General features: G+C 44.8%; 15 protein-coding genes. 10 read left to right on the forward strand and 5 right to left on the reverse strand.

Translation table 11 applies throughout. The annotated features are described in order from the left end of the window. Positions 1-21: 21 nt before the first annotated feature. The 4 genes from D0A37_RS12655 to D0A37_RS12670 all read left to right on the forward strand — a co-directional run bounded on the left by D0A37_RS12655 (position 22) and on the right by D0A37_RS12670 (position 7,619). The gene (locus tag D0A37_RS12655) at positions 22-4,113 is read left to right on the forward strand and encodes a tetratricopeptide repeat protein (protein ID WP_242724640.1); all 4,092 of its coding nucleotides are present in this window, start codon (positions 22-24) and stop codon (positions 4,111-4,113) included. Continuing rightward, on the forward strand, positions 4,106-5,968 hold the full coding sequence (locus D0A37_RS12660) for a tetratricopeptide repeat-containing sulfotransferase family protein (protein ID WP_242724642.1): 1,863 nt from the start codon (positions 4,106-4,108) through the stop codon (positions 5,966-5,968). Before D0A37_RS12655 ends, D0A37_RS12660 begins: the two co-directional genes overlap by 8 nt. A 42-nt stretch (positions 5,969-6,010) precedes the next feature. Further along, positions 6,011-6,652, forward strand: a complete 642-nt coding sequence (locus tag D0A37_RS12665; protein ID WP_242724643.1) for a Uma2 family endonuclease — start codon at positions 6,011-6,013, stop codon at positions 6,650-6,652. 232 nt (positions 6,653-6,884) lie between these two features. Continuing rightward, positions 6,885-7,619 (forward strand): glutathione peroxidase, encoded by a 735-nt coding sequence (locus tag D0A37_RS12670; protein ID WP_242724644.1) that lies wholly within the window; start codon positions 6,885-6,887, stop codon positions 7,617-7,619. 14 nt (positions 7,620-7,633) lie between these two features. Here D0A37_RS12670 and D0A37_RS12675 read toward each other — a convergent pair whose 3' ends face one another. Continuing rightward, the gene (locus D0A37_RS12675; protein WP_242724645.1) at positions 7,634-7,771 is read right to left on the reverse strand and encodes a hypothetical protein; all 138 of its coding nucleotides are present in this window, start codon (positions 7,769-7,771) and stop codon (positions 7,634-7,636) included. A gap of 50 nt (positions 7,772-7,821) precedes the next feature. Between D0A37_RS12675 and D0A37_RS12680 the strand changes: the two genes are divergently transcribed. The 5 genes from D0A37_RS12680 (at position 7,822) to D0A37_RS12700 (ending at position 11,868) form a co-directional block, all read left to right on the forward strand. Then, positions 7,822-8,793, forward strand: coding sequence for a sodium-dependent bicarbonate transport family permease (locus tag D0A37_RS12680; protein WP_242724646.1), 972 nt, complete (start codon positions 7,822-7,824; stop codon positions 8,791-8,793). A gap of 1 nt (position 8,794) precedes the next feature. Beyond that, positions 8,795-9,106, forward strand: a complete 312-nt coding sequence (locus D0A37_RS12685) for a P-II family nitrogen regulator (RefSeq protein WP_242724647.1) — start codon at positions 8,795-8,797, stop codon at positions 9,104-9,106. 474 nt (positions 9,107-9,580) lie between these two features. After that, on the forward strand, positions 9,581-10,612 hold the full coding sequence (gene gap, locus D0A37_RS12690; RefSeq protein WP_242724648.1) for a type I glyceraldehyde-3-phosphate dehydrogenase: 1,032 nt from the start codon (positions 9,581-9,583) through the stop codon (positions 10,610-10,612). A 149-nt stretch (positions 10,613-10,761) separates the two neighbouring features. Continuing rightward, positions 10,762-11,127 (forward strand): DUF1823 family protein, encoded by a 366-nt coding sequence (locus D0A37_RS12695; protein WP_242724649.1) that lies wholly within the window; start codon positions 10,762-10,764, stop codon positions 11,125-11,127. A gap of 12 nt (positions 11,128-11,139) precedes the next feature. Then, a complete protein-coding gene (locus tag D0A37_RS12700; RefSeq protein ID WP_242724651.1) occupies positions 11,140-11,868 on the forward strand; it encodes a CsgG/HfaB family protein in 729 nt (242 codons plus the stop codon). 179 nt (positions 11,869-12,047) lie between these two features. On the opposite strand, the gene D0A37_RS12705 is transcribed toward D0A37_RS12700, so the two are convergent. Beyond that, complete coding sequence (locus D0A37_RS12705; RefSeq protein ID WP_242724653.1) at positions 12,048-14,357, reverse strand: protein phosphatase 2C domain-containing protein; 2,310 nt, start codon at positions 14,355-14,357, stop codon at positions 12,048-12,050. Between the two features lie 929 nt (positions 14,358-15,286). Between D0A37_RS12705 and D0A37_RS12710 the strand changes: the two genes are divergently transcribed. Continuing rightward, entirely contained in the window at positions 15,287-15,643 is a 357-nt protein-coding gene (locus D0A37_RS12710; RefSeq protein ID WP_242724655.1) for a hypothetical protein, read from the forward strand. Positions 15,644-15,857: 214 nt separating this feature from the next. Here the strand turns inward: D0A37_RS12710 and D0A37_RS12715 are convergent, their stop codons facing one another. From D0A37_RS12715 to D0A37_RS12725, 3 genes are all read right to left on the reverse strand, one after another. Continuing rightward, a complete protein-coding gene (locus tag D0A37_RS12715) occupies positions 15,858-16,202 on the reverse strand; it encodes an NAD(P)H-quinone oxidoreductase subunit M (RefSeq protein ID WP_190660933.1) in 345 nt (114 codons plus the stop codon). Between the two features lie 75 nt (positions 16,203-16,277). After that, positions 16,278-16,799, reverse strand: coding sequence for a DUF1415 domain-containing protein (locus tag D0A37_RS12720; RefSeq protein ID WP_242724657.1), 522 nt, complete (start codon positions 16,797-16,799; stop codon positions 16,278-16,280). 275 nt (positions 16,800-17,074) lie between these two features. Further along, positions 17,075-19,039, reverse strand: a complete 1,965-nt coding sequence (locus tag D0A37_RS12725; protein WP_242724658.1) for a pentapeptide repeat-containing protein — start codon at positions 19,037-19,039, stop codon at positions 17,075-17,077. Positions 19,040-19,046: the final 7 nt, after the last annotated feature.

Raw genomic sequence — 19,046 nt, forward strand, 5'->3', positions numbered from 1 at the left:
GTGTCTGGAGAAAGTTTAATTATGCCCTCGATTGAGAAGATGGAAAAGGCAGCGGTTGATTTGAGTCGGCAAGCAGAAGTTTATTTAGCCGAAGGAAAGTTGAATGAGGCAGTTGCTGCTTGCGAGTCAGCGTTGAAAATTGAACCGAAATTGGCTGCAGCTTGCCAGACGCTGGGAAAGGTGATGCAGGTTCGAGGTGAAATCGAGCAAGCTAAGCAGTGGTATGAATCGGCGATCGATCGCAATCCAAATTTGCCGGAAGTTTATGCTAATCTCGGCATTTTGTATTCTCAGGGGAAACAGTGGGAAAAGGCGATCGCTAATTGTGAAAAAGCGATTTCGCTAGCGCCGAATTTTGCTGCTGTTTATCGGCACTTGGCGAGAATTTGGACGCAGTTGGAGAAGCCAGAAGAGGCGGCAGACTGTTGGTATCAAGCTTTTAATATCGAGCCGAATTGGGCAACTGCTGACGAGCACGTCACTCTGGGAAATAGTTTGGTTGAATTGGGAAAGTTCGATCGGGCTATAGAGTGTTATTCGGGGGCAATTAAGTTAAACCCGACGCTGGCAATAGCTTATCACAATTTGGGGGAAATGCTGGTTGGTCAGAAGCGGTGGGATGAGGCGATCGCCAATTACCGACAAGCGATTGCCATCAATCCAAATTCGTTTGAATCTTACCACAGTTTGGGTAAGACTTGGGCGGAGCGAGGAGAATTAGATCGGGCGATCGCCTGTTACAACAAAAGCCTCGAACTCAATCCCAACTACGCTCGTGCTTACGTGGGTTTAGGTAATGTTTTCGCGCAAAAACAGGACTTTGATGCAGCCATTAAATGTTACCGTCAGACTCTGGAAATTAATGATAATTCCTACTGGGCATACAATTGCTTAGGGGACGCTTTGGCACAAAAACAACTGTGGCAGGAAGCTATTAGTTGCTACCGCAAAGCTATTGAAATAAATCCCAATATTCCTTGGTTTTATGTCAACTTGGGAATTGCCTTCACCTGCGAAAAATCCTGGGATGAAGCTGTGGCTGCTTTCCTGCACGCGGTTCAGATTGAGCCGAATTTGACGGGAATTAATCAGCGGTTGGGATATGTTTTGCGGAAGCGCAGCGAATCGGGTTTAGACAGCACAATCGCCACTTATTGTCAAGCTATTGAGGTATTTGCAAGCGGGAAAATTTACCACAAATTGCTGGGAATTGAGTTAGATGGAGCGGAGTTTTATATAAATTTAGGCAATAGTTTAGCGAAACAGAAGCAGTTGGAAGGTGCGATCGTATTTTATAGCATGGCATTGCAAATTGAACCCAATGCTGCGGAAGTTGTCGCAAAACTGGATGAGGTTCGCGCGAAACAACAGGAGTTATACGCACAAATTGCCGCTTACCGCCACCAAATTGAAATCGAGCCGAGCAATTCTAAGGCTTACAACGATTTAGGAAATATTTTACCGCAATTAGGGGAATTAGAAGAAGCAATTATTTGCCACCAAAGAGCGGGCGAATTGAGGGGTTGGCCAGAGTGTGCGTCAAAAAATTATCAATTTACCCAAGATTGGTTTACCCACAATATTCCTATTTGGAAACGGCATTTGCAGGAATTTACCGGAATTGCGGATTTTCAAGTGGTGGAAATCGGCAGTTTTCAGGGAATGTCGGCTTGCTGGCTGCTGGATAATATTTTAACTCATCCGACGGCAAAGATTACTTGTATTGATTTGTATTTTCAACAACATTTTAAGGGCAATATTGTTAAAACTGGAGTAGCAGATCGGGTAATTGAATTAGAAGGTTACTCTCAAGATTTGTTAATTAATTTGGCTTCGGAATATTACGAGGTTGCTTACATTGACGGCTGTCACAAACCAACCAGTGCTCTGCAAGATGCGATTTTATCTTGGAGGTTGGTGAAAGTTGGGGGACTGATGATTTTTGATGATTACGAGTTTACGTTTCCCGACAGCCCGGAGCAAGATACTAAAATTGGGATAGATGTTTTTTTGGAGATGTTTGGAAGTCAGTTAGAAGTTGTACATAAAGGCTATCAACTGATTGTCAAAAAAATCGGCAATAAAAATTTGGGCGAAGAGCAAACTCTGTTGTCTCTGGGTTGGGAAAAGTTGGGGGATATTGCGGCAAATGCGGGTTATTTGGATGAGGCGAGTGCCCGCTATCAAACAGCTATTAAAATTAAGTCGGGCAATTACTTAACTTACCACAAGTTAGGTAAAACTCTGCAAGAGAAAGAACTGTTTGACGAAGCTCGGGCCGCTTACCAACGGGCGATCGCACTCAACCCTAATTTTAGTTGGGCTTACCACTTTTTGGGGGAAACTTTGCAGGCGGTTGAGGAATACGACGAAGCCGCTACTGCTTACCGCAAAGCTATTGAGTTAAATCCCGATTTTTGTTGGACTTACAACAATTTAGGCGATGTGCTGATGGAGCTTTCTGAGTGGGAGGAAGCTGCTGTTGCTTACCGCAAGTTAGTTGAACTAAATCCCGATTTTTGTTGGTCTTACGAGAGATTAGGTAAGGCTTGGGTTGCGCTGGAAAATTGGGAAGATGCGGCGGCGGCTTACCGCAAAGCCATTGAATTAAATCCCAATGATTGTTGGCTGTACAATAGTTTGGGGGAAGTTCTGGAATCACAAGAAAATTGGTCCGAAGCAGCAGTGGCTTTTGGTCGTGCTATTGAGCTAGAACCTGAGCATAGTTGGTTGTACAAAAAGTTGGGTGATGCACTGCGGAATCAAGGGGAATTGGAAAGGGCGATCGCTATTTACGAAAAAGGCATCAATCTCGATCCAAAATCCTGCTGGTGTTACGAGGGATTGGGTTTGAGTTTAATTGCAAAACAGCAGTGGGAACCTGCAATCACTAATTTAGTTCAAGCCCTGCAAATTCAACCCGATTTGTTTGAAGCTTACGATAATATAGGTTATGCTCTTGAACAACAAGGAGAACTCGATGAGAGCGAGCGGGCAAAATGCAGTAATCAAATTTTACCCTTAAGTATTCTCAAAAAATACTGTGGGTTTACAGAAGATTTGACCGTTGCAGCAGAATCCAATCCGCACCTCACCTGCATTGACATCCATCCTGCGAGTCAAATTAATTTATCTGATTCCACAACAATCGACAGCAGCCGCAGATTTTGGCAACATCAAAGTCATTCCAGAAAAGCTTTTGTTGCCGTCTTGCCAAACGGACGAGCTTGGGCCGATGTTGTGACTACCGCCGTGATTACTTCAGACCATAAACTTGTTGCTGATATTTCAATGGGTTGTGCTGAATTGGTAATCACTTCCGACAAATTGCCTCCCGCTGAACACGTCGATGGAAATGTAGCTTTTTTATCGGCTCGCTGGGGTGGAGCCGCTTATTTTCATTGGATGTTTGATGTGATTACGCGATTTGACCTTTTGCAGCGGAGTGGATTGATAGAAACTATAGATAAGTTTGTTGTCAATGCCTCGGATTCTTCCTATCAAGCAGAAACTTTAGATACTTTAGGAATTCCTCAAGATAAACTTTTAGAAAGTCGCTGCAATTTACACATTACAGCCGATAAATTAATAGTTCCGTCAATATCTTATGACGGATCGGGGGCGGTTTCTAAATGGAAGTGTGAATATCTAAAACAAACATTTTTAAATGAACAACAGCCACTAAATACAGACTATTCAGAGCGAATTTATATCAGCCGGCAACAAGCATCCTATCGACGAATCGTCAACGATGAAGAGGTAATTAAATACTTAGAAAAATTTGGGTTTCGCAGTGTCAAGTTGGAAACGATGTCGGTAGCGGAACAAGCAGCGTGTTTGGCTGCTGCTAAAGTGGTTGTCGCACCTCACGGAGGGGGGTTGACTAATCTAGTTTTTTGTAGTCCTGGAACTAAGGTAATTGAGATTTTTTCTCCCCTTTACGTTCCGCATTGTTATTGGATGATTAGCAATTTGTGCGGTTTGGAACATTACTATTTAATTGGCGATTTGGTTGATGAGGGAACTCCGACCAAACCTTTACATAAGAATATGCGTTTGGATGTGAACTCGCTGGAAAAATTACTGACTATTGCAGGAGTTTTGCATGGATAATGACTACCACAATTTGGGTAATTCTCTGCAAGAAAGCGGTCGGTTTGATGAGGCTGTTGCGGCGTACAAAAAAGCTATTGAATTAAATCCTAATTTTTCTTGGTCTTATCACAGTTTGGGCGATGTATTGGTGAAACTTGAAAAATGGGAGGAAGCTGTCGCTGCTTACAAAAAAGCGGTTGAGTTAAATCCCGATTTTTCGTGGTCTTATCACAATTTGGGCGATGCTTTGCTGAAACTTCAGCAATGGGAAGAGGCTGCTGTTGCTTACCGCTGCGAGATTGCTCTCAATTCGGATTTTGCTTGGTCTTTTTGCAATTTAGGCGACGCTTTAACTCAAATAAAACAGTGGGATGAAGCTATCCCTACGTATTTAAAAGCTATTAAAATTGACGGAGATTTGCCGGGAATTTACGAGAAGTTGGGATATGCTCTGGGACAAACAGAGTCTGATTTAAAGTTGCTATTAGAACAATGTCAATTGCAAATTACACCGGAAAATTGGGAGTTTTATTTGCAGTTAGGAAAGAATTTAGCACAGTACGATCGCCCAAAAAGCGCAATTATTCTTTACAAATGGCTGTTGACAAATATGCCGACTTGTGCAAAAAACTCAGCGAAATTAGAGGAGTTGTTGCAGCAGCAAGAAAAGTGCGTAAGCGTTGCCCTCGAAGAGGATCGCGCATTAGCCTCATCTCGCGCAACTGTCGCCCAAAAACCAGATGATTGCTGGTCTTATTACAATTTAGGTGCTGTTCTGAGCCACCAAAAATATTGGGAGGAAGCGGCGGTGGCATTTTTCCAAGCAATAGAAATAAATCCCGATCTTCCTTGGTGGTTTTATTACAATTTGTGGGAAGTTTTTGTTAGGCAAAACAAGCTGGATGAAGTTGAGAACTTGTGCCGCGAAGTTGTTGCAGCTAAACCGGAGGCTTTTTGGCCTTATCTGAATTTGGGAGAAGCTTTGACGAGGCAAGGTAAAATTCCCGAGGCGATTGATTTTTATCGAACTGTCAGTTTTAAACAAAGTTTTGCATCTATTATAAGTAATAGAACAGGCAAGATGCCTGTTCTACAAGCAGATACAGGCAAGATGCCTGTTCTACAAAATTGGGACTTAAAACCAGTCCAATTTCCTAACTTTATAATTATTGGTTCTCAGCGGTGTGGCACAACTTCTCTTTATACTTATTTAGCCCAACACCCGCAAATTTTGACTCCGATTAAAAAGGAGATGGATTTTTTCTCGTGGCACTTTGACAGAGGGATTGATTGGTATTTGGCTCATTTTCCGCCCATGCCTCCGGGAGAGCAATTTGTAACTGGCGAAGCAAGTCCAAGCTATTTTGACTATCGGGAAGCACCGGCACGGCTCTACAACCTGTTTCCAGAGGCTAAACTGATTGTACTTTTGCGAAATCCGGTCGATCGGGCGATTTCTCAATTTTACCGCTTGGCTGACTTAAATTGGGAAGCGCGATCGCTCGATCGAGTAATTAGTGATGAAATTGAACGGTTGAATCAAAATCCAGAATACATCATCGGCGAGGAACCGGGGAATTATTTAGCTCGCGGTAGGTACATAGAATTTATAAAAAACTGGCGGACTTTCTTTCCCCGAGAACAGTTGTTAATTTTGAAAAGCGAAGATTTTTATGCAGGTGCAGCGACAACTGTCAAGCAAGTTTTAGAATTCTTAGATTTGCCCGAATATCAATTGTCTGAATACCAAAATGCTAATCCTGGTTTTTACCAGCCTGTCAATCAATCAATTCGCGATTGGTTGAGCGATTATTTCCGACCTTACAATCAGGAATTAGAGGAATATTTGGGGAGGCAGTTTGATTGGGAATAAAGTTGAGCTAAGATTAGAACAACTTGTAAGGAGGTAATACCGATGCTGACGAGCGAGCTAGATACGCTACTTAAGGAACAAGCACTCCAACGCCAAGATCCTGAAGATCGCTACATTACCGATAGCGCCAACTGGGAACAATACGAGACACTGCTGAATCGGATTGGAGATGCGGCAGGATATCGAGTTACTTATTTAGATGGAGTTTTGGAAATTATGTCGCCTTCTCGCCGCCATGAAAGTAGAAAAACTCGCATTGGAGATCTGCTGCTTATTTATTTTGTAGAAGCTGACATCGAATATTTCCCTTTTGGGTCTACAACTCTGCGACAAGAGGAAAAAAGTGGCGGTACGGAACCCGATGAAGCTTACTGTATTGGCACAGATAAAGAATTCCCCCATTTGGTAATTGAAGTGATTGTTACCAGTGGTAGCATCAATAAACTAGAACTGTATAGAAGGTTGAATGTGCGAGAGGTTTGGTTCTGGCGAAATGACCGATTTTCTATCTATCATTTGCGAGAAGAAATTCCGGTTGAATTCGTGTCCAACTGCGGTTATGAATTAATCACACAAAGCGAATTGCTACCGGGAATTGATATCGATGTGTTGACAGAATGTGTAAAAAATCCTCACCCGTTAGCAGCAGCAAAGGAATGGAGACAGAATTGCCGACCTACTTAAACAGCAAGTTTTAAATCTGCTAGCTGTCGCAAAGACAATGAACTGAGCTCGCGCGCGCTGCGAGATTGATTCGGACTATGATTCAAACTATCGTCGCAAAGACAATGAACTGATCTCGCGCGCGCGCCCAAGTCCGAGAAAAAAACTAGCCTCCCCTTGACAACTCATACTCGTTATGAGTACGCTATAATAAGCAAAGGAATTGAACCCAAGTACCCAAAAATTTAAAATCATGCTGACGAACCAAGAAGGTCACAGAGTACCCAAAGTCACCTTTCGCACTCGCAAAGACAACCAGTGGGTCGATATCACCACGGATGATATATTTGCAGGTAAAACCGTAGTCGTCTTCTCGCTGCCAGGAGCTTTTACTCCCACTTGTTCGTCAACGCACCTCCCGGGTTACAACGAATTGGCGAAAGTTTTCAAAGAAAATGGCGTAGATGAAATCGTTTGTATTTCCGTCAACGACACTTTTGTGATGAACGAATGGGCAAAAAACCAAGAATCAGACAATGTGACGTTAATTCCCGACGGTAACGGCGAATTTACCGAAGGCATGGGAATGCTGGTAGACAAAACAGATTTAGGCTTTGGCAAGCGGTCTTGGCGTTATTCGATGCTGGTAAAAGATGGCGTGGTTGAAAAAATGTTTATTGAGCCTGATGAACCGGGCGACCCTTTCAAAGTGTCCGATGCCGAGACGATGCTCAACTACATCAACTCCGCAGCAACCAAGCCGAAGCTAGTGTCGCTGTTTACAAAAATGGGCTGTCCCTTCTGTGCTAAGGCTAAGGCAATGCTGAGTCAAAAGGGCTTGGATTATGAAGAAATTGTCTTGGGCCGGGAGATCACAACCAAATCGCTCCGGGCTATGACTGGGGCTACAACTGTGCCGCAAGTATTTATCGACGGCAACTTGATCGGTGGTTCCGAAGCCCTAGAGTCTTATTTGGCAGTTGCTTAGTTAAACCAAAATACTTAGCCTGCAGGTGCCCAGTGCAAACCTTCGTTGTAGGGTGCGTACTGTGCGCCTTTACCGTATTTGGCGGTATTTAGCCCGATCGCGAGCTTTTGAGTCAAAAGTTCGATCGGTCTATTGATCCATTCTCGTGCCACAATTACTGGGGAAGTAAGATTAAAAACGCAAGAAATGGGAGTGAACCATCGTGGATTTGAGTTTAGTATCGTCAAATATCTTAAATCCGCCCATATTAGCTTTTTTCATGGGAATGTTGGCAATTTTTCTCAAATCTGATTTAGAAATTCCAGCGCCCATCCCCAAACTGTTTTCGCTGTACCTGCTGTTTGCGATCGGATTTAAAGGCGGCGTCGAACTGTCCCGAAGCGGAATTGACCAGCAAGTCGCCCTGACAATTTTGGCAGCGATGCTGATGTCAATGCTAGTACCAGTTTATACTTTTTTCATACTGAGAATCAAACTCGACTCCTACAATGCTGCCGCGATCGCAGCTACCTATGGTTCCATCAGCGCCGTCACATTTATCACCGCAACCTCCTTCCTCACAGCACAGGGGATCGACTTTGACGGTTACATGGTAGCCGCGCTAGCATTAATGGAATCCCCAGCAATTATAGTCGGTCTCATTCTAGTCAGTGTATTTGGCGGGGAAGAAGGAAAACGCGAAATAGTTTGGCCAGAAGTGCTACAAGAAGCATTCCTCAACAGTTCAGTTTTTCTGCTGATTGGCAGCCTAATTATGGGAATACTGACAGGAGAACATGGTTGGGAAGTTATGAGTCCGTTTACTCAAGACTTGTTTTACGGAGTTTTGACTTTTTTCTTGCTAGACATGGGTCTGGTTGCTGCTAGCAGAATTAAAGATTTGCAAGAAGCAGGAGTTTTTCTGATCGGCTTTGCAATCCTAATTCCCATAGTCAACGCAGTAATTGCTTTGCTAATAGCCAAATTAATCGGAATGCCACAGGGAGACACTTTGCTGTTTGCCGTATTGTGTGCGAGTGCTTCTTATATAGCAGTACCAGCAGCCATGCGCCTAACTGTTCCGGAAGCGAATCCAAGCCTTTACATTTCAACTGCCTTAGCAGTGACATTTCCATTTAATATCATTGTAGGCATTCCCCTGTATCTATACGGAATCAATATGTTTTGGAGGTGAGATGATGGAGTCAGTCAAAAGAGTAGAAATCATAGCCCACTCAGTAGAACTCGGCAAGATTTTAGACGGTTTAGACAAAGCTGGCGTACCCGGTTATTCGGTGATTCGTGATGTCGCTGGAAAAAGCACCCGGGATCACGTTTATCGTGGTTCATCAATGACGGCACTGGATAACATTTATGTGCTTGCTTTTTGTTCACCCGCTCAAGTTTCAGCAGTTGCAGAAAACATTAGACCCGTGCTCAATAAATTTGGTGGGTCGTGTTTTATTTCAGATGCGGTGGAATTGCTAATTACTAGGTGCGTCGGGTAGTCATTAGTCCTTAGTGATTGAGGATTATACCAATTCGGAAATGTAGAGCTGCATGATTGTACGCCATAGATGTAAGGACACGGCAATGCCGTGTCTTTGCGCGTATCTGCGACTTGAATCCTAGGCTTCGGGCCTGGACAGCCACTGGTGAGAATGCCACTCCGTTTTTGCTTGTGCCTAAGTTTTTTCTAATTAGTTTAGCGTGCTTAAAAAAAAGCGATTTTGAAAATAATTTCTGTCTATTATAGCACTTTTACCAGTTTATAATCATTAGGTATCAGCCATTAGCCACTGGTCATTTCAGCATTAATTGCCCTTCCCAGCCGGGGCAGAATTCAGAATTCTTAAGAGATAGAAAAGAATCAGTTGCAAAAATCCGTTAGCGTGGTAAATTCTAAGCCACAACAGGCGATTCTCTTCGAGGGCTTCGCTAACGCGCGATCGACTAACGAGATTTTCAATAGGAGTTTAAACATGGCTGCATTAAAAGTCGGCATCAACGGATTTGGTCGCATCGGACGGCTAGTCATGCGTGCCGGCATCAAAAACCCCAACATCCAATTTGTCGGCATTAACGACTTAGTTTCGCCAGAAAACCTGGCTTATCTTTTCAAATACGACTCCACCCACGGCATTTACAACGGCGAAGTTGAAAGCAAACCAGACGGGATTGTCGTTGACGGAAATTTTATCCCCTGTACAGCGATTAGGAATCCTGCCGAATTGCCCTGGGGTAAATCCGGCGCAGATTATGTTGTAGAATCTACCGGATTGTTTACAGATTTTGAAGGCGCATCAAAACACTTGACGGCAGGAGCAAAACGAGTAATACTTTCAGCACCCACAAAAGACCCGGAAAAAGTTCCAACTTTTCTAGTCGGCGTCAACCACCACAAATTTGACCCCGCAAAAGATACGGTTGTTTCTAATGCTAGCTGTACGACGAATTGTTTAGCACCAATTGCCAAAGTTATTAACGATAACTTCGGATTGGAAGAAGGTTTAATGACGACAGTTCACGCAATGACCGCTACTCAACCAACTGTAGACGGGCCCAGCCAAAAAGATTGGCGGGGAGGCCGCGGTGCGGCTCAAAATATTATTCCATCTTCGACCGGTGCAGCGAAAGCTGTTACTTTGGTGTTGCCAGAATTGAAAGGAAAATTGACGGGAATGGCTTTGCGCGTGCCAACTCCCGACGTTTCTGTAGTTGACCTTACTTTCAAAACGGCGAAGGAAACTAGCTACAAAGAAATTTGTGAAGCTATGAAAAAAGCCTCTGAGGGCGAACTCAAAAACATTCTCGGATATACTGAGGATGCGGTGGTTTCGACGGATTTTCAGGGCGACGCGCGATCGAGCATTTTTGATGCAGGTGCGGGAATTGAACTGAATTCTAAGTTTTTCAAAGTTGTTTCCTGGTACGACAACGAGTGGGGTTATTCTAGTCGCGTGATTGACTTAATGCTGTCTATGGCCGAGAAAGACGGAATTTTGAATAATTGATTTTTTGTGAGGTGGGATTTTGGGCGGGCTCGCGTGTCCACCCCACACACCAATTCCTATGATTTTTTGTGGAACGGGCAAGATGCCCGTTCCTGATAATGTTATCTAATGTGAGTTAAACTTTTTTTATTTCCGATTCGATCGCGCTCATGTCTGAATTACCACCGCTGAATAACGAAACTATTTGGGCTATTCTCAACGAAGAGATAGACGATGCTGCTGTCAACCGATTAGTTTGGCAGTATCTGGGCTACCGCTGGGATGCCGAGACTGGCAAGTGGAACAGTGCAGGTGTTGCAGCCGAGTGGCGTCAAGAGTACCCGGAACCGCCGGATTTTATCGATTCTAGGCCGGCGACGGTGAAATTGACTCGATCGACTCCTCCAGAAAACAAGCAGTTGTTGAAGGAAAAATTGGGGTTTAAAGGCTATAAAATTGGAGAATTTGGGCCCAGACAGACTCGCAGGGCGACGATGGCTAATTGGTTGATGGGTTTTATGGAAGCTGGGGCGTAAGAGGAATTTTGGATGGCTGTGCGGTTGTGGCCACCGTTACAGTACAGAGATATTAGATTTTTTGGCAGGAAAACCAGCATTTCCCTCGCTACCCTAATGCTAGCGGGCGTTTCAGTCAATGCGATCGCCACACCAGCCACCACCCAACCCGCAACCCAACTCGCCCAAGCAACTGCCAAAAAACGCCTCGTCGTCATGGACTTCGACTACGGCCCCACCAACAGCTATTACACTTCCTACAGGGGAGTCGGCGCCGCCAAAGGCATCAGCGAACTGTTAATCAACGAACTCGTCAACAACGGCACTTATACAGTAGTCGATCATAGCAAACTCGAACAAGTGCTCAAACAGCAAAATCGCAGCGGCGCGATGGATGCCGGCACAGCAGCCGAAATTGGCAAAGAATTAGGAGTTGACGCCGTACTCATCGGCACCATTACCAAATTTAATATCGACAAACAATCCGGCGGCGGCAGTTTCATGGGAATCGGCGCCGGTTCACAAAAAACCAAAGCTACCGTTCAAATAGATGTGCGGTTAATCGGCACAGCTTCGGGAGATATTCTTGCCACTGCCAAAGCAGTAGGAGAAGCAGATCAAAGCGCTTCTAATGTTTCCGTTAGGGGAATCAGTGGCAATTCCGCCAATAGCAATGAAGACTCACTTTTGAGCGAGGCCGTTGACAAAGCCGTATCCCAAATGGTGACTAAACTGGCAGAAGCCTCTAAGAAATTAGGTTAGAAATTTTGAAAGATTTTTAGATTTTAGATTGGGAGTTGTTAAATCCCCCATCTAAAATCTAAAAAGGTTTCAGCTACTTGACCTGCGATTGTACCATTTAATATAAGTTGGGTTTAGGAATCTGCATTTTCTATACTAAACTCGATCAAATTTGTTCAACCTACTCAAGCATTAACAGTTTAATTAGCATTGGGATTTGAGTCAGAATCAACGCACTTCCCCTTTTGAGTTGGATTTAAGGCTAGGTTAGAGACTACTTTAGAAACGGCAGCTTGTTCTTGAATCCATCCAATTTCCCCCGCTTGCAGCTTGGCGCTTTCTACTTCAACTGTTGGCTTAACTGCGGGGGAAGGCGAGGGTGTTGCCACAGCGGGAGATGGATTGAGTGCCGGTTTTGAAACTGTAGAAAAATCTTTATTTGACTGGGGTTTGGGAGAGTTCGATCGCACTATTTCAGGAATCGAACAAACTTTCAATTCCAGCCAATTGCCTTGAGGCGTAAGCTGTTTGTTTGTCACCTGCAAAACGCTGCCGGCTGGCACTGTTCCTTTGACAGTCAACTCACCCATTGCGACTCGCAAATCCAAGCGATCGCCCTCTTTTCCCAATTCCCCAGCCGCAGAACTTTTAATCTCTATAAACGAGCCTGGTTCTAAAGATTTGACCGGAGAAGCTACAGATTCAACTGTTTTCTCCGGCGTGCTTCCAGCATTAATTAAACCGCGTTTCCCGAAAATCGACTCCCCGGCAGTATCGATCGCCCGACCCACCGGAGGGATGAAAAAATAAGCAAATACACCCCCCAAGCCTAATAAAAATAAAATTTTCAGCAGCAGCGAAAATGGGCTTTTGCTTTTTTCCGGCTGTAACAACTGCGTTTTTCCTGAAGAATTCCCATCGCCAAGGCTTGTGCTTTCGGTCAAATCCGTTGGCATATCCTCGCTGTCGGAAATTAGTTCGATCGGCGTATCTAAAGGTGCGACAGACAGTTCTGTCAAAGTATTGCTGTCTTCCCTCAAATGTGCTTGACAGTGAATTAAAGCAACAGTGACGTTATCGTGACCGTTTCTAGTATTAGCAATCTCAATCAGTCGATCGCGCGCCTGACTCAAATTAATGCTACCGTCGAGAATTGGCAAAATCTCCGTTTCCCAACATTCCTCAACCCGGTCTTTATCACTCAAACCGTCGGAACACAGAAGTAAAACGCAGTCTTCATCCACCGGGAAACGCTGCACAGTCGGGTGCAGAGTGTTGGACGAAGTAATCCCCAAAGCTTGAATCAGAGCTCCGGCGGCCACTTGTTCCAAAGCATCTCGGTAGAGAGAGTAGCCCAAACGTACCTCGCGGCAAGCCACATTATCATCGAGAGTAACTTGATAGCAGCCGGTACGAGTAATCCAGTAAGCCCGACTGTCTCCGACGTGGGCGACATAGAGCTCGTGAATGTGGGCTAAAGCCATAACTACCGTAGTTCCCATCCGCTGGCGGCCTTGGCGGTGTTCGGTATCGTTGCGACTGGCTATCTTGTCGTTAGCAGCACAAGCCGCCCGTTCCAGCTTGGAAGTCAGGCTCAACGGGTCCCAATTAGCCTGATGCAGGGGCATTTGCTGCAACTTGTCGCGCAGCACAGCAATCGCTTCTTCCGAAGCGACTTCGCCGCCGTCTTGTCCGCCGATACCGTCGCAGACGATCGCGCAAGCTTCCGCACCCGGGTTTCCTGCGAACATTTTACCGCTGGGCGGATAGCAAGAATCTTCGTTGTGAGCCCGGGATCTGCCTACATCCGTGCCCGTGGCAATTTCAACATGACGATCGTAATATCGGCCGCACTTTGCCAAAGCTTTATCCAACTGGCCCATCAATTGTTCGCCGTGGCGCACTTGACCCGCCACCATTTGCTGGCAAAGTTGCCTCAAAAAATTAGCAATAGCCGGGTGAGCATCTTCGAGCCACTGCTGCCACAATTTGCCCAACTGCGACAAATGAGGCGGTTTGCGATCGGGCTGCAATTCCAGAAACCGCACCAATTGCCCTTCCACCCGTAGCAGTTCCGGAGTCAGCAGTGTGGAAGCCACGCCCTGAGCGATACACGGCTGCCACAACTGGGCCATTTGCCACAGCCAATTGAGCTGGCGCATCGCTGCAGCTCCTTTCCAGGAATCCGCCAATTCCGGCATTAAAGATTCCGTGACCTTCAAAATAGGCCCGTTTTCCAGTAGCCAGATATCTCCCGAGAGCTTGCTCATCTTGGACGATACCAGGCCGTATACTTGAGGTACGTGCAACTGATAGGCAAACAGTCTCAGATAAGGAGTGACAACACTCGGAATCTCTTCGGGCAGTTCCGGCAAGTGTTCGGGTTGGGTATCGACAAGAAGTCGATCGCGCTTGACCAAGTAGCGACCAGCGATCAGATCGCCTGGCTTACACCCTTTGATCCCTTCACCTAAAGCCCATAAGTAGTGTTTTGCCACAGAGTTTTGCATAAGGGTTCCTGACGCCTTTGGGCAAGCGTGCTGATCTGAACTATTTTAGCGATTGAACCTCGACGGGTTGATACGTGGCGATTATTTGACACCCCCGCTTTCTCAACAGACGGAGATTCTTAAGACTTCGCAGTCCTAATATCCTGATTTTTCAGGTTCCCGGGCTCACCACGTTTCCACTGTTGTGTGCGTAGTGATCTCTCCTGACAATGTTTTAGGCGTGACTTTCCCCCAGTCCAGGGGTAGGTTTTAATGTCTTGTACTGACACAAATAGTCTACCATTTTGTTAACCCGCCGATGAATTTTGCTAGGAGCTTTCAGAGTTAGACGATCGCGCGAGGCCCAAGTCCTCGGCTTGAAATCACCCTGTTTTCCGCATATTCCTGATAGTGGCCATTTCCGAAGAAATCGCAGCACTCAAGGGAATTGAAATTTTACACTAACTCTAATGGTATGATGCAGCTAGGTAGAAATCACCTGACCCGACAGGTATAAATAAATATCAATTCTCGGTTTTCTCGCCAAGGGTCATTTGTGCCTCGCGCCCTAGTTTCGCAAGAGAAGTTAAATTTAACCCTACCCAAAGACAGATACAAGCCCGCAGATTCATCTGTGGAGTCAATTTAAAATCTAAAATCTAAAATCTAAAATCGACTGACCGGTGCGGGCCCCCGACAGGAGTCGTGGAGAGCAAAAAAATTAGATATTAGTTCAAGCCCCCAGATTCATCTGTGGAGTCAATCTAAAATCTAAAATCTAAAATCTAAAATCGACTGACCGATGCCAGCCCCCGACAGGAGTCGTGGAGAGCAAAAAAAATTAGATATTAGTTCAAGCCCCCAGATTCATCTGTGGAGTCAATCTAAAATCTAAAATCTAAAATCTAAAATCGACTGACCGGCCTCTGCAAGCTGTTGAGTATTTAACCATGGCCCCACATGAACCCAGCGCCTTTTCCAAGAATGTGCCCGATCCGAAACTACTGCCTGCAGTTGAAATAGACGAAATACTGACTAGCATTCAACATTCTCACAGTTTTTATTACAAAGTGATGAATCTTGAGGTTTGGGCGCTGGTGGAAACCTTGGATGGGATGTTTCCCGGCGCTTGGGGTCAGTTTATGACAAACCGCCAGGTTGCAGTTAAACAGTTTTTGGAACGCGATCGCGTTCCACATTCTCCGGTTGATACTGGGGAGGCGGGGGAGAAGTCCGATGACCGTCGGAAGAAGGAAGAAGCCGGGAGTCAGGAGTCAGGAGTCAGAAACAAGCAGGAAGAAGAATAAAAGCAGATTTTCCCAATTCTCCCCATCTCCACCTTTCCTCGGTATCCAAGTCTAAATCCCCCTCAATCCCCAAAGCGAGAGACGAAACAGAACCTTCTTTTCCCCCCGTACTCCCCTGATTAAGACAGTAGGAGGGATCGAAACTCAGCTACAAGCGACATTTATTATGGGTTTCAATCTTAAGTTGACATAAATGCCGATCGCCCGATCGCCCTTACAGGTGAATTTTGGCATCCACTTGAGGCAATCCCATGCTGTAGTTGACAGCGCGGCCGTTGAGGTTGTAGCTGATTTGGCCTTTTTGGAGGAGCGATCGTACCAAGTGTTCCAAGTCCGAACCTATACGGCGGAGGTTGTACTCGGTCAAATCTTGGCCCTCGTATGCGTCTACGAGTTGGTCGAATTTGGCCTGTACCTGTTTGACTGACTCGTCATCCCAGTTAAGTTCGTTATCTGGGTCAATGTCGAGCGTCAAAAGGTCATTGCTGGGGACGAGTTCGTTATCTTCGAGGATGGCGGTGTATATGCGAATATGGCGGGTTGTTGACTTGAGCTGCATGACTTCTTATGTGTAAAGATTTTTTGCTGAATTAATTGTAATGGCTGGGAGATACGCGGGGAGGGCGGGCGATCGTCAATTTCTCGGAATCCCCAAATATTTTAGTTGTTCGGCAGTCCAATTTTTGTAATATTCAGTTTTCTCTAAAGAATCGGAAGCTGGCTTCAGCTTAGAATTTACTTGAACAGTGAAGCCCGGATACGGCATCCTCCTAGTATGAAGCCCGTCAATATTAAAATCTTCTTCGGGATGGATGTGAAAAGCCAGCAAGCCCAACTCTGAAATCTGATTATTGAGTTTGTCTATCAATTCTTTAGTTTCTGGCGCAGTAATTGCTGTTTTTTCTGGATTAATTACTACCATTATTTCCAAGTCGGAATTGTAAAATTCATAAATCGATTTCATTATGGCAGAATCGCGATCGAACTCAGTCCGCGCTGAAAACCGCTCGATTTTGAATAAAATTTGATTGGCCAAGCGTGCCTTTTTAGCGAAGGGACAAATCGGTAAATCGCTGAAAACTGGATGCGGTAACTCGACAAACTCGGTCATCCATCTGAGGGTAGATTCTATAATTTCCGTGTCTGATTCATTCATCTAAAATCTATGTATTTGATATTTCACACTCATCATACTTTATTTGTATGGAGGGCGATGCACACCATTGGTGTCAATTTAACGCTATTTCCCTCAGTCCGGCAGGGGTTTAAACCCCTGCCTCATAGCAAAAGTCCTCTGAAGAGGACTGAAGAACTTATTAGTCCTCTTCAGAGGACTTAAGCTATTAGCCAGGGAATTCATTCCCTGGCGGACTTTCGGTTAAATTGACACAAATACATTGTCCATCTTACTCTTACTACGTGCGATCGAATTTATTCGTGAATTGTGCCATCTGGCATAATTGCACCGGCGAGTTTTGCCTTTTCCAGGTTTACCACCCCACTTAGGTTGGCTCCCTTTAGGTTGGCTTTTTCTAGGTTTGTATTGTGCAAATCTGCCCCACGCAAGTCTGCCGAAGTTAGGTTGGCTCCACTAAAATTTCCATTTTTAAGGTCAGCCCCACAGAGATTTCCTTCAATTAATATTGCTCCGCTGACATTACATTGAAGAGTTCCACTAACCAGATTAACTTTGGTCAGATTAGCACCACTAAAATTTGCATGACGTGTGTCTGCATTTTTCAGATTCGCTCCACTCAAGTCTGCCGCAGTTAGATTAGCAGCCCATAAATTGGCCTGCATCAGGTTTGCTCCTATGAGGTTTGCCGCCGTTAACTTGGCACTACTCAGATTTGCTCCGCTTAAGTTGGTTTTACTCAAATTAGCTTGCAGGAGTAGTGAACTCTCCAAATTTGCATTAGTTAGATTTGTACCGCTCAAGTTAGCTTCACTCAGGTTAACTCTGCTCAAGTTACGACCAGCTAGGTTTGCTTCTTTCAGTGAAACATTAGGAGCAATTAAGTAAGCACCTGCTTTAACAGGATCAAAGCCTCTGGGGAAGAGAGTCTGTGCGTTGTAAAGTGCTTGTTGAAGTTTTGAGCCTTCAAGGTTGGCCCCTTCAAGGTTGGCCATTAATAGGTTAGTATTACTTAGGTTTGCATTACTCAAATCAGCCTTCATTAATTGTGATTCCCTCAAATTCAACCCAGTTAAGTTCGCTTTACTGAGGTTGGCCCTGCTGAAGTTTGTCTTCGAGAACAAATGAACACTACTGAGATTTACCCCACTCAGATTAGCTTCACTTAGGTGGGAACCTCGCAGATTTACTTCACTTAAATTTGCATCTATGAATTTTGTTTTCCCTAAGTTGGCTGAGGTTAGATTAGCTGTGTGAAGGTTTGTATGACATAAATTTGCCTCAGCCAGGTTAGCATAAGATAAGTCTGCTTCAGAAAGTTCTGCACGGCTTAGATTAGCGTTACTCAGATTGACAGAATGCAGGGTTTTTCCCCTCAGATCCACTCCCGATAAGTTAATCCCTGTAAAATCTCGTTCTCCCTGATTATACCGTTTCAAAAATTCCTCAGCACTAATAGCTGCTTCCAGATTTTCTAGTGCAGAATCATCTATTTTTTCCTCTTCCTCAGATTCCACAGTATCCGCATTCACAGAAGTAGCAGCAGGCTGTTCTACCGCTGCGCTAGATACTGGAATCGGTGTTTCCTCGATCGCCTCTTCGCGCAATAACCGATCCACCCGATCGCTAAACTGCCTCAAAACCTCAGCATCATCAACCTTATCACCAACATTCGAGCTTTTCTCAACCGCATTTTCAACATAATACTTATCTACAAAACTTTGCAGCCCAGCATTATATCCCTGTCCTACCGCCTGAAACCTCCATTCGCCATTCTTCTTATACAACCGTCCAAATTCTAAAGCCGTTTCTTGCGAAAATATCTGATTTAAATTGTACCGAACCAATTCGATAAGAGTCTCGGAATTGTAAAGCCGGATAAAAGCATTTTCAACTTGACTAAAACTTTGATTTTTTTCCTGTCCGTCGTGAATAGTCACCACAAACACAATTTCCTGAATCGCCGAATTAATTTTACTCAAATCCAGATAAACCGTCTCATCATCTCCTTCAACTTGTCCATTCCTGCTGTCTCCCCAATGTCGCACCGCACCGTCCGGCGAGGTCAGATTGTTGTAAAATACAAAATACTTTTCCTCGGGAATGCGACCATCTGCCCCTAACATAAAAACAGATGCGTCAATGTCGCAGTTTTGTGCTGTCTGGCTGACTTGCCACCCCAGGGCGATCGCAATTTTACTGAAATCAGGAGTTTCTTTAGAAAGATTGAACCTTTCACCCTTAGTTAATTCGATACTCATATGCGAT

It is taken from the genome of Microcoleus vaginatus HSN003 (genome assembly GCF_022701255.1).
Classification (GTDB): domain Bacteria; phylum Cyanobacteriota; class Cyanobacteriia; order Cyanobacteriales; family Microcoleaceae; genus Microcoleus; species Microcoleus vaginatus_B.